Source organism: Spirillospora sp. NPDC049652 (assembly GCF_040675125.1).
Taxonomy (GTDB): Bacteria; Actinomycetota; Actinomycetes; order Streptosporangiales; family Streptosporangiaceae; genus Spirillospora.
In genome coordinates, this window is record NZ_JBFAOF010000159.1 from 1 (window position 1) to 11,007 (window position 11,007).

Genomic DNA, 11,007 nt, shown 5'->3' on the forward strand with positions numbered 1-11,007 from the left:
GTCCGTCCTGGCCTGCGCGGACACCGGCATCGTGGACGCGCTGGAGGCCGACCCGCTCGGCGACCGCTGCCTGGCCCTCCCCCGCCCCGGGCACGTCGTCGTGATCGCGCCGTCGTCCGACGTCCGGCAGGTCGCGGCCCTCGCGGACGGCCCGGTCGGGATGAGCGAGCCCACCGCGTCCGCCTCCGGTCTCGCGCCCGCGCTCGTCCAGGCCGAACGCGCCCTGGCCGCCGCCCGCCGGGTCGGCGAGCCGGTCGGATACGGCGAACTCCCTGGTCAGGGCCTCCTCGGCGTCCTCGACCCGGACCTCGCCCAGGGCTTCGCGGACGCCCTGCTCGCCCCGCTGCGCGCCGAACCGTCCCTGCTGACCTCCCTGCGCGCCTACCTGGCCGCCGGCGGACGCCTCGAAGAGGCCGCGCGCGACCTGGACGTCCACCGCCACACCCTGCGCACCCGCGTCCGCCGCGTCGCCGAACTCCTCGACCGCGACCTGGACGACCCCGGCGTCCGCGCCGAGCTGTGGGTGGCGCTCGCCGTCACGGACAATGCGACCGGCCCGATTGGCCTGACCGGAGCGTCCGGGCCCGAGTAGGCAGAGATAACGTCGAGGTATGGACGTGACTCCTTTCTGGCTCGCCGGGCGCCCCGAGACCGGCACCGAAACCCTTGCCGTGACGCACCCGTACGACGGCCGCGAGGTCGGCGTCGCCGCCGTGCCCACTCCCGAGCAGGTCGAGGAGGCCGTGGCCGCGGCCCACGCCGTCCGTGACCAGGCCGCCGCCCTGCCCGTCCACGTGCGCGCCGACGCGCTCACGCACGTCTCCCGCCGCCTCGAGGAGCGGCTGGAGGAGATCGCCAAGCTGATCACCGCCGAGAACGGCAAGCCCCTCATGTGGGCGCGCGTCGAGGTCAAGCGCGCCGTGTCGGTGTTCCGGTTCGCCGCCGAGGAGGCCCGCCGCTGGTCCCCGGCCACGCAGCGGCTCGACACCGAGCCGGGCGGCGTCGGCCGCCTGGTGTACGTGGACCGCGTCCCCAAGGGCCCGGTCCTCGGCATCGCGCCGTTCAACTTCCCGCTGAACCTGACCGCGCACAAGGTCGCCCCGGCGATCGCCGTGGGCGCCCCGATCATCGTCAAGCCCGCCCCCGCGACGCCGCTGTCCGCGCTCGTCCTCGGCGAGATCCTGGCCGAGACCGACCTGCCCGCCGGCATGGTCTCGGTGCTGACCGTCCCGAACGACCGCGCCTCCGACCTGGTGGACGACCCGCGCCTGCCGGTCGTCTCGTTCACCGGCTCGGTCCCGGTCGGCTGGTCGATCAACGACCGGGTGCCGCGCAAGCACGTCACCCTCGAACTCGGCGGCAACGGCGCGGCCGTCGTCCTCCCGGACGCCGACCTCGACTGGGCCGCCCAGCGCATCGGCCTGTTCTCCAACTACCAGGCCGGGCAGTCCTGCATCGCCGTGCAGCGCGTCTACGTGGACGAGTCGGTGCACGACGAGTTCCTGCCGAAGCTGGTCGACAGCGTGAAGGCCCTCGTCACCGGCGACCCGTGGGACGACGAGACCCAGGTCGGCCCGATGGTCAGCCGGGACGCCGCCGAGCGCGTCGAGTCCTGGGTGGACGAGGCCGTCGCGGCCGGCGCGAAGGTCGTCGTGGGCGGCACCCGCGAGGACGCGACCTACGCCCCGACCGTCCTCACCGACGTCCCGGACGACGCGAAGGTCCTGCACGAGGAGATCTTCGGCCCGGTCCTGGTCGTCCAGAAGGTCTCCGGCGTGGACGAGGCGTTCGCCAAGGTCAACGACTCCAAGTTCGGCCTCCAGGCCGGCGTGTTCACCCGGAACGTGGACACCGCCTTCCGCGCCCACCGCGAGCTGCGGGTCGGCGGCGTGATCATCGGCGACGTCCCGTCCTACCGCGCCGACCAGATGCCCTACGGCGGCGTCAAGGACTCCGGCGTGGGCCGCGAGGGCCTGCACTCGGCCATGACCGACTACACCGAAGAGAAGATCATGGTCCTCACCGGCCTCCCCCTCTGAACCCCCTGACGGCCGGGGCCCTCGGGCGGCCCCCGCCGTCGGCCACAATGACCCGCGTGCCCCTGCCTCCGCCCGTCCTGTCCGGCCTGGCGGCCAACCCGTCGCTGCCCCCGGACCTCCTGGACCGCCTGATCGCGCTCAACTCCCGGGCCCTCGCCTCCGCCCTGGCCGATCGCGACGACCTCACCCCCGCGCAGGCCCTCGCCCTGATCGCCGTCGAGGAGTCGTGCGCATGGTCACTGGGCGAGACCCTGAACCCGGACGACCTCGACCCGGCGGCCTTCCCCGACGCGGCCCTCGCGCTGCTGTCCACAGGCCACGGCCTCCCCGCGTGGGCCCGCCTCCTGGCAACCGACGCCGACCCCGTCCGCCGCGCCCAGCTCACCGACTGCCCGGACCTCCCAGCGGACGTCCAGCACACCCTGGCCCGCGACGAGGACCCCGACGTCGTCCAGGAACTCGCCCGGATCGCGCTCCCCGAGGTCGCCTCCGCGCTCGCCCGGCACCCGCACGCCGCCGTCCGCGCCGGGGCCGCCGCCAACCCGGCGACCCCGCCGCCCCTCCTCGCGTCCCTGCTCACCGGCGACGGCCTTCCCCCGGCCGACCGCTGCGAGGTGTGCGAGAACGAGGAGATCCCGTTCGTCCACGACCCCAACTGCCCGCGCCTCGACTGCGACCTGCCGCCCGGCGCCGCCTGCGACGGCTCGCACCAGTCCACCCTCCACGTGACGCGCCTGCGGGCGCTGGAGAACCCGTCCACCCCCGCCTCCGCGGCGATGCGCTTCGCGGACGACCCGTCCTACCTGCTCCGCTGCGCGCTGGCGTCCCGCGCCGACCTGACGCCCGAAGCGGCCGGACGCCTCCCCCGCCGAGACCGAGGCCATGGCGGCTTCCGCGACCCCGGCCGTCCGCATGCTCGTCGCCACCCGCCGCGACCTCCCCGCCCCGATCCGCGACGCCTTGGCGGACGACCCCGACGCCAAGGTCGTCAAGGCGATCGCCCCCCACCCCGGCCTCTCCGGATCCCGACTGCGCGCCATGCTCGTCCGGCACGGTCCGAGCATGGCGGCCCAACTGGCGTCCAACTCCGACGCCCCGTCCGACCTCCTGGAAGCCCTGGTGGCCCTGCACCCGGCACGAAGGGCCCTCGCCAAGATCGCCCAACACCCCAACGCGACCCCGACCGCCCTCCTGGCCTGCTTCCCCGAGCTCAGAGCCAGACGCCTCGCCGCAGCCCACCCCGCGCTCCCGCTGGAAGCCCTCGTCACCCTGCTCAACGACGAAGACCCTCAGGTGGCGCGATCCGCCGCGTCCAACCCCTCCCTCCCTCCCCACGAAATGCGACGCCTTCTCTCCCACTCCTAACGAGAATGGGGAGGCATGGCCCGGCACGAGCAGAAGCTCCGAGGACCGGCCCTGGACGACGTCGCCGAGATCATCGACACCGCCCGGCTCCGTTCGACTGTTCGCCCCCATGCCGTGGCGCCGCCATTCGAGTAGACATATACGGACGCTCCAGACTTTATGGGCAATAATAGCGATGGCTTGTTCGAACGAAACTGCATTCGGTGGCTCACTTGCCAAAATCGCGCAACGTGTCGACTCGAACACCATTAACGTTCACCACATGCCCCCTTCAGAAGATCACGAGATTCCTCTCGAATACTTCCGAAACCGGCCTGAGCTGGCCCGGAAGGTCGCGACCGACGTCTTCGGCCTGGACGTGCCGGACGACCTGAGCTGGCAGATGGGGCCCGAGACCGTCACCGACCTCGGGCCGCAGCAGATCTCCCTGGACATCTCGTTGATCGGCTCATCCGCCAGAAACCCCCGGCGCGCGATCGTTCACGAGGTACAGCGCAGCGCCGGTCAGAAAGACCTGGAACGCATCTCCTACTCGTGGCCGGAGTACGTGACCAGCATCCGGCGGCGTTTCCGGTGCCCGACGACGATCATGGCCCTCTGCCCGACCCAGTCCATCGCGCAGCGCGTCAGCGCTCCCATGAAGACCGGTCACCCCGGGTTCGACCTGGCGGTGCTCGCCTACACCCCGTACGACCTCAAGCCGATCGTCGATCCCGTCCAGGCCAAGGAACATCCCGAATGGGTCCTCCTCTCGGCGCCGGCCCACGCCGACGAAGGAGGACCACCCGTCCTGGAGGCGATGGCCGCAGCCCTGCAGGTCACCAACGAGGATTTTCGGGGAAAGTACTATGACTACGTGCTGGGCCACCTGTCGGAAGCCGCACGACGCACCCTGGAGGCCATCATGAAGACGGACGCCTACAAGCCGCAGAGCGACTGGGGTCGCCAGATCTGGTCCGAGGGCAAAGCCGAGGGCGAGACCACGGCTCTGCTGGCCTTCTTGAGGTCACGCGGGATCGAGGTTCCCCCTGCGGCCGCCGATCGGATCACCGCGTGCACCGACCTGGACGTGATCAAGGTGTGGCTGGAAAAGGTCGCACTCGTCGAGCGCGTCGAGGAGCTCTTCGACGGGACCACCGCGGACTGATGCACAGGTCCGTCTACCGGCCGCAGAGCGACTGGGCCAAGGGGATCTGGTCCGAGGGCCGAGCCGAGGGCATGGCGCAGGGGCAGGCCGAGGCACTGCTCAGGGTCCTGGAGTCGCGAGGGCTTCAGGTGCCGACGAAAGCCGTCGAGCGGATCACCGGCTGCGCCGACTCGGACCAGTTCGAGATCTGGCTGAGTGAAGTCGCTTTTGTCGAGCGTGCCGAGGACCTCTACGAACCCGACGACAGGGCCCGGGCCGGGAGCCTGGCCCAGGCGGTTCTGGTGGTCTTGCGGGCGCGCGACATCGAGGTTCCACCTGCGGCGGCCGTCCGGATCAGCGAGTGCGTTGATCTGGACGTCCTCGACGTGTGGATTCGCAAGGTCGCCTTTGTCGGGCACGCTGAGGCGCTGTTCGACTGACCGAGCTTGAGCGACTGACCGCGATTCCTGAGGGCTTCTCCGGGGCGCGGTCAGTGGTTTGTGGAAGAGACCCTCGTCCAGGTGGTCAGGTGGGTGGCGAAGCGGGTGGCGGCTGGGGATGCCGTGGTGGGGAGGACCAGGGCCAGGCGGCGCTCGACCTTGGTGTCCGCCAGGGGGATGAGGCGGACGGTGTCGGCGTCGTCGGCTCTCGGGGTCAGTTGGGTGGGCGGGGCCAGGGCTATGCCCAGGCCCGCCTCGACCAGGTCGCGGAGGAGTTGCCAGTCGGCGACCTCGCAGACGACGCGGCGGGGGACGGCGGCGTCGGCGAAGGCCGCGTTGGTGCGCTGGCGGGTCGTCCAGGCGGGGTCGGTCTCCACGAAGGGTTCGTTCGCGAGGTCGGCGAGGGTCACGGACTCGCGGGTGGCCAGGCGGTGGGTCGCGGGGACGGCCACCTGGAGTTCCTCGGAGACCAGGGGGACGGCTCGGAGGCCGGGCGGGAGCGGGCCGATGTGGTCGAAGAGGGCGCAGTCGAGTTCGCCGCCCGCGACCCTCGCGGCGAGGCCGGTGCCGGGGATCTGGCGGACGGAGACGTCCAGGGCCGGGTGGGCGCGGGCGAAGGCGACCAGCAGCGCGGGCAGCGGGAGTAGGCGCGGGTTGATCGGGTAGGTGCCGATCCGGAGATGGCCGGTGAGCAGGCCGCGGACGTCCTGGACGGCCTGCCGGGCGGCCTCGGCCGACTCCAGGGCCCGGCGGGCGGCCGGAAGGAGCGCGGCGCCCTCGGCGGTGAGCCGGACGGGGCGGCTGCCGCGGACGAACAGTTCAGCGCCGACCTCCCGTTCCAGGGCGCGGACGGACGACGACAGCCCCGACTGGACGATCAGCTCCCGTCCGGCGGCGCGGGTGAAGTTCCGTTCCTCGGCGAGGGCGACGAAATGCCGGAGGTGCCGCAGTTCCATGGGAACCATTATCTCTGCAAGAGATGGAAGGTATCTCAATGTTCTGCGCTGTAGGGGGTGGGAAGGGCGGCGGCGGCTTGGTTGGCTGAAGAGGTCCCCGTTCGAATGGAGCTGAGATGCCCGTTGTCTCCCTGACCCGCAGCCGCACGGAGCCCGCCACCCACATGCGCGGGTTCTGGATCGCCGCGGCGGCGTTCGCGGCCGTGATGGCGTTCGGCACCGCGCCGACGCCGCTGTGGCCGCTGTTCGCCGAGCGCGACGGGTTCGGCCCGACGATGGTGACCGTGGCGTTCGCCGCGATCGTGGTCGGGACGGCCGCCGGGTTCCTGCTGCTCGGGCACCTGTCGGACCGGTACGGACGGCGCGTCGTGATCATCCCGGCGCTGCTGGTCACGACGGCCTCGGCGGTGCTGTTCGTGGTGTGGCACGGGCTGCCCGCGCTGATCGTCGCGCGGGCGCTGAACGGCGTCGGGACGGGCCTGATGGCCTCGACCGCGACGGCGTACCTCTCCGACCTCCACCAGCGCGCCCGTCCGGACCGTCCGCTGTCGCCGCTGCCGGGGGTCGTCGCGGCCGCGGCGAACCTGGGCGGGCTGGCGCTCGGGCCGCTGCTCGCGGGCGTCCTGGCCGAGTGGGCGCCGAAGCCGCTGGTCACGACGTTCGTGGTGTTCGCGGTGCTGATGACGGCGCTCGCCGCCGCGATCCTGCTGGACGTGCCGGAGACGGTGACGAAGGCCGACCGGACCGGTGACGCGCCGCGTAGGTTCGGGCTCCGGCCCGGGGCGGGCGCGGTGTTCGCCGGGGCGGCCGGGACGGGCGCGGCCGCCTTCGCGGTCATGGGGTTCTTCTCGTCGCTGAGCGCCGTGATGGTGCGCGGCGTGCTCGGCGAGTCGTCGGTGTTCGTGGCGGGGATGCCGGGGTTCGCGCTGTTCGCCGCGAGCGCGCTCGTGCAGCTCGCGGCCGGCGGCTGGTCGGGGACGCGGATGTCGGGGGTCGGCGTCGTGCTGTTCCCGGCGGGGCTCGCGCTGACCGTCCTGTCGGTGTACCGCCCGTCGCTCGGGGAGTTCCTGGCCGCGGCGGCGATCACCGGCGCGGGCGCGGGACTGCTGTTCAAGGCGGCTCTGGCCGAGGCGGCCGAGTCCGCGCGGCGCGAGTCGCGCGCGGGCGTCCTCGCGGTTTTCTTCGCGGTCGCCTACGTGGGTCTCGGTCTTCCGTCGATCGCGTTCACCGTCGCGCAGAAGCACGTGGGGCTGCACGCGTCCCTGCTCTGGTTCGCCGTGCTGCTCTCGGCCGCAGCGGGCATCGCGGTGGTCGTCGCGCGGCGCGCCCGGAACTGACCCCAGCCCCCCCCAGGACAACTGCGGAGGGCGGGCCCGTGCGGGCGGGCCCGCCCTCTCGCGTCGCCGGCGGGTTCACCGCCCGCCGCCCGTCCTCAGGCGCGCGTGGGGGCGTCAGGCGAGGGTGACGGTGACCGGCATCTCCTTGATGCCGTTCACGAAGTTCGACCGGACGCGCCGGACGTCGCCCGCCAGGCGGATGTCGGCCAGGCGCGGCAGCAGCTCCTCGAACATGACCCGGAGCTCCAGGCGGGCGAGCGCGTTGCCCAGGCAGAAGTGCGGGCTGCCCTTGCCGAAGGTGACGTGGTCGTTCGGGGTGCGGGTCACGTCGAAGACGTCCGGGTTGCCGAAGACCTCCTCGTCGCGGTTGCCGGAGGCGAACCAGAGCACGACCTTGTCGCCCTCGCGGATCGTCTTGTCGCGCAGCTCGACGTCGCGGGTGGCCGTCCGGCGGAAGTGGTACACCGGGGACGCCCAGCGCAGGAACTCCTCGACCGCCGTCTCCATCAGGGACGGGTCGGAGCGCAGCAGGTCGGCCTGCTCCGGGTGGTCGATGAGCGCGCGCATGGTGTGCGTGATCGCGTGCCGGGTCGTCTCGTTGCCCGCGACGACCAGCAGCAGGAAGTAGTTGTCGAAGTCGTGCCCGGACAGCGGCTGCCCGTCCATCGGCGTCTCGTTGACCAGCCTGGACACCAGGTCCTCGCCGTCGCCGCCGCGGCGCCGGCGGGCCAGCTCGCGGCCGTACTCGAACACCTCCAGCGCGGCGGGCGAGCGGAACGGCAGGTCCTTGTACTTCTCCGACTCGGCGCTGTGGATGACGACGTCGGCGTACTCGGGGTCCTGGTTGGCGATGATCCGGTTGCCCCACTCGATGAGCCGGGTGGTGTCGTCCTCCGGGACGTCCATCATGCGGGCCAGCACGTTGATCGGGAAGTCGGCGGCGACCTCCTTGACGAAGTCGAACGTGCCCTTGGCGAGCGCGCGGTCGAGCGTCCGGGCGGTGAGGCCGCGCAGGAACGTCTCGTACCCGGCGACGGCGCGCGGGGTGAACTGGCGCTGCAGGACGCGGCGCAGGGCGTGGTGGCGCGGCCCGTCGGTCTCCAGCAGCGAGCGGCGGATACTCGCCTGCCGCTCGTCCACCTCCTCCAGGTTCACGAACTTGGTGGAGGTGAAGGTCTCGGCGTCGCGGTCGACCCGGACGATGTCGGCGTGCTTGGTCACCGACCAGAAGCCGCTGCCGCCGTCGTGCTCGGGCGTCCAGTGGACGGGGTCGGCGCGGCGCAGCTCGGCGAAGATCCGGTAGGGCGTGGCGCCGTCCAGGAACAGGTCCGGGTCGGCGAGGTCCAGGGAGGTCGCGGTGGTCAACGGAGCTCCTTCTCAGAGGTGGTAGGCGTACTCGCGGAACTCCCAGTCGGTGACGTACCGCTGGAACCGCTCCACCTCGTCGCGCTTGTAGGTCAGGAACGCCCGGACGAACGCCTCGCCGAGCACGGTGGTCAGGTCGGTGTCGGCCTCCAGCGCGTCCAGCGCGGCGGGCAGGTCGCCGGGCAGCAGCGGCGCGCGCTCGGCGTCGTAGCCGTAGCCCTCCAGCGGGTCCGGGCACTCCAGCTTGTCGCGGACGCCGAGGTGGACGGCGGCGACCAGGCCGGCGATGCCGAGGTAGGGGTTGGCGGTCGCGTCGCCGAGCCGGACCTCCAGGCGGGTCGCCGCGCCGCGCTCCGGCGGGATGCGCAGCATCGCGCTGCGGTTGTCCAGGCCCCAGTCGATCAGCCAGGGCGCGAGGGTGTCCGGGCCGAACCGCTTGTAGGAGTTGACCGTCGGGTTGAACAGGGCGGCGAGCGCGGGGGCGTGCGTGAGGACGCCCGCGATGGCGTGCCGCGCGGTGTCGGACAGGCCGTGCTCGCCGGCCTCGTCCGCGAAGACGTTGCCGCCGTCCTCGTCGCAGACCGACAGGTGGACGTGGAAGCCGGAGCCGCCCTCGTCGTTGAACGGCTTGGCCATGAACGTGGCGAGCCGTCCGTCGTGCCGGGCGAGCTCCTTGACGGCGGACTTGAACCGGAAGGCGCGGTCGGCGGCGTCGAGCGCCTCGGAGTGGTCGAGGTTGATCTCGAACTGGCCGCCGCAGAACTCGTGGTTGCCCATGGTCGCGCCGATCCCGTAGGCCTTCAGGTGGCGCAGCGTGGACAGCAGGTGCCCGTCGGGGTCGCCCTTGCGGCCGGCGACATAGACGTTGCCGGGGGCGTCGCCGTAGCGCTTCCACCCGGTCGGGCTCTGCGGGTCGGGCTCGCAGAGGAAGTACTCCAGCTCGGGGCCGGCGACGGCGGTCAGCCCGGTCGCGCCGAGCTCGGCGGTGACGCGGCGCAGGACCTCGCGCGGGCTCTCGGGGCAGTGCTCCTCGCCGGCCGGCTCGTAGGCGTCCCCGAGGCAGTGCGCGACGCCCGGCTCCCACGGGACCGGGGCGAGCGTCGCCAGGTCGGGGACGATCCGGATGTCGGGGAGTCCCGCGCCGAGCCCCTCGGGCACCGGGACGACGTCGCCCATCGGGGAGGTGTGGTACACCGCCCGGCAGAACGCGAGCCCGTGCTCCATCACGGCGGGCAGGCGCTCGACCAGGACGTCCCGGGCGCGCTCGGTGCCGATGAGGTCGGGGTAGGCGACGCGGACGACGTCGATCCCGTCCGCCTTGAGCCGCTCCACGGCCTGCTCGGCCTGGGCCGCGATGCCGCCGGCCCGGGCCGCGTCGAGTGGGTTGTTCACCGTCGAACTCCCTCACGGGGGGTCATTTGAGCCCAAACCATATGGAACGGAAGTAAGCGCTGACAAGACCCTCCGATGACCGAAATCAGTCCCGGCCTCTGGCCATGCCCGGGACCCGCCGATAACGTACGGACCCAAACGAACATCCGAAGGAGCAGCATGGACGTGCGAGGCTTCCTGCACCCCCGAACCGCGACGGGCCGCTCGTCGCTGATCCCGAGCCCGCCGTGGCACTACTCCGGCGACCTGCTCACCGTCGAGTACCGGACGGACCCGGCCCGGGTGGCCGAGCTGCTGCCCGCCCCGCTGTCCCTCGCCGACGAGGACCCGGGCGCGGTCGCGGTCATCTGGGCGGACTGGCAGTCGTGCTCGTCCTCGCAGGAGGAGCTGCTCGACCCGGTGCGCGCGCAGTACAAGGAGTGCTTCGTCGTCGTCCGGTGCTCGTTCGAGGGACGGACGTACTCCCGCTGCGTCTACATCTGGGTCGACAAGGACTTCGCCATCGCGCGCGGCCTGCACCAGGGCTACCCGAAGAAGCTGGGCTCGATCCACCAGACCCGTCCGCACCCGTTCGGCGGCGCCGCCCCGCGCATCGCCGAGGGCGGACGGTTCGGCGCGACGCTCGCCGCCGCCGACCGCCGCCTGGCCGAGGCCGTCGTGACGCTGCGCGAGCCGTCGGAGACCAACGGCTTCGTCAACGGCCACCCGATGGCCCACCACCGCTACCTGCCGAGCATCGAGCCCGGCGGAGCGCCCGCGCTGGACGAGCTGGTCGAGTCGGGCGCGTCGTCGTTCGAGGCGGGCCAGGCGTGGCGCGGCGACGCCGAGCTGCGGCTGTTCGAGGCCCCGACCGAGGAGCTGGCGTCCCTCCGGGTGGACGAGGTCATCGGCGCGTACTACCGGCAGGTCGGCGTCGTCTGGAACGGCGGCCGCAAACTCGCCTGACCCCCACCGCGCGGAAGCGGCGTGCCGGAGACCGTCCGGCAC

At 72.4% G+C, this 11,007-nt stretch carries 11 protein-coding genes; 7 read left to right on the forward strand and 4 right to left on the reverse strand.

The features are described from left to right. Positions 1-592: PucR family transcriptional regulator (locus tag AB0J52_RS13625; RefSeq protein ID WP_500181896.1), on the forward strand; the 592-nt coding region annotated here is incomplete at its 5' end. 19 nt (positions 593-611) lie between these two features. Then, positions 612-2,039, forward strand: coding sequence for an aldehyde dehydrogenase family protein (locus AB0J52_RS13630; RefSeq protein ID WP_500181897.1), 1,428 nt, complete (start codon positions 612-614; stop codon positions 2,037-2,039). A gap of 236 nt (positions 2,040-2,275) precedes the next feature. Here AB0J52_RS13630 and AB0J52_RS13635 read toward each other — a convergent pair whose 3' ends face one another. Next, positions 2,276-2,749, reverse strand: a complete 474-nt coding sequence (locus tag AB0J52_RS13635; protein ID WP_500181898.1) for a hypothetical protein — start codon at positions 2,747-2,749, stop codon at positions 2,276-2,278. A gap of 172 nt (positions 2,750-2,921) precedes the next feature. On the opposite strand from AB0J52_RS13635, the gene AB0J52_RS13640 reads away from it, so the two are divergent. The 3 genes from AB0J52_RS13640 to AB0J52_RS13650 all read left to right on the forward strand — a co-directional run bounded on the left by AB0J52_RS13640 (position 2,922) and on the right by AB0J52_RS13650 (position 4,970). Then, a complete protein-coding gene (locus AB0J52_RS13640) occupies positions 2,922-3,404 on the forward strand; it encodes a hypothetical protein (protein ID WP_500181899.1) in 483 nt (160 codons plus the stop codon). 175 nt (positions 3,405-3,579) lie between these two features. Beyond that, the gene (locus tag AB0J52_RS13645; RefSeq protein WP_500181900.1) at positions 3,580-4,551 is read left to right on the forward strand and encodes a hypothetical protein; all 972 of its coding nucleotides are present in this window, start codon (positions 3,580-3,582) and stop codon (positions 4,549-4,551) included. Further along, complete coding sequence (locus tag AB0J52_RS13650; protein WP_500181901.1) at positions 4,551-4,970, forward strand: hypothetical protein; 420 nt, start codon at positions 4,551-4,553, stop codon at positions 4,968-4,970. The genes AB0J52_RS13645 and AB0J52_RS13650 overlap by 1 nt, the downstream gene beginning before the upstream one ends. Before the next feature lie 50 nt (positions 4,971-5,020). Here AB0J52_RS13650 and AB0J52_RS13655 read toward each other — a convergent pair whose 3' ends face one another. Continuing rightward, positions 5,021-5,926: a LysR family transcriptional regulator gene (locus AB0J52_RS13655; protein WP_500181902.1), complete on the reverse strand. Its 906-nt coding sequence runs from the start codon at positions 5,924-5,926 to the stop codon at positions 5,021-5,023. 116 nt (positions 5,927-6,042) lie between these two features. On the opposite strand from AB0J52_RS13655, the gene AB0J52_RS13660 reads away from it, so the two are divergent. Continuing rightward, complete coding sequence (locus AB0J52_RS13660; protein WP_500181903.1) at positions 6,043-7,263, forward strand: MFS transporter; 1,221 nt, start codon at positions 6,043-6,045, stop codon at positions 7,261-7,263. 114 nt (positions 7,264-7,377) lie between these two features. Here the strand turns inward: AB0J52_RS13660 and AB0J52_RS13665 are convergent, their stop codons facing one another. Continuing rightward, positions 7,378-8,628, reverse strand: a complete 1,251-nt coding sequence (locus AB0J52_RS13665) for a cytochrome P450 (protein ID WP_500181904.1) — start codon at positions 8,626-8,628, stop codon at positions 7,378-7,380. 12 nt (positions 8,629-8,640) lie between these two features. Beyond that, on the reverse strand, positions 8,641-10,020 hold the full coding sequence (locus AB0J52_RS13670) for a glutamine synthetase family protein (RefSeq protein WP_500181905.1): 1,380 nt from the start codon (positions 10,018-10,020) through the stop codon (positions 8,641-8,643). A gap of 159 nt (positions 10,021-10,179) precedes the next feature. Here AB0J52_RS13670 and AB0J52_RS13675 point away from each other — a divergent pair, with 159 nt between their 5' ends. Next, positions 10,180-10,965, forward strand: a complete 786-nt coding sequence (locus AB0J52_RS13675) for an acetoacetate decarboxylase family protein (RefSeq protein ID WP_500181906.1) — start codon at positions 10,180-10,182, stop codon at positions 10,963-10,965. The last annotated feature ends 42 nt before the right edge of the window (positions 10,966-11,007 follow it).

Excerpts from the sequence above, each read along its gene's own strand:
- AB0J52_RS13630 (WP_500181897.1), top strand. The coding sequence starts at position 612 with ATGGACGTGACTCCTTTCTGGCTCGCCGGGCGCCCCGAGACCGGCACC.
- AB0J52_RS13640 (WP_500181899.1), top strand. The coding sequence starts at position 2,922 with ATGGCGGCTTCCGCGACCCCGGCCGTCCGCATGCTCGTCGCCACCCGC.
- AB0J52_RS13645 (WP_500181900.1), top strand. The coding sequence starts at position 3,580 with ATGGCTTGTTCGAACGAAACTGCATTCGGTGGCTCACTTGCCAAAATC.
- AB0J52_RS13650 (WP_500181901.1), top strand. The coding sequence starts at position 4,551 with ATGCACAGGTCCGTCTACCGGCCGCAGAGCGACTGGGCCAAGGGGATC.
- AB0J52_RS13655 (WP_500181902.1), bottom strand. The coding sequence starts at position 5,926 with ATGGAACTGCGGCACCTCCGGCATTTCGTCGCCCTCGCCGAGGAACGG.
- AB0J52_RS13660 (WP_500181903.1), top strand. The coding sequence starts at position 6,043 with ATGCCCGTTGTCTCCCTGACCCGCAGCCGCACGGAGCCCGCCACCCAC.
- AB0J52_RS13675 (WP_500181906.1), top strand. The coding sequence starts at position 10,180 with ATGGACGTGCGAGGCTTCCTGCACCCCCGAACCGCGACGGGCCGCTCG.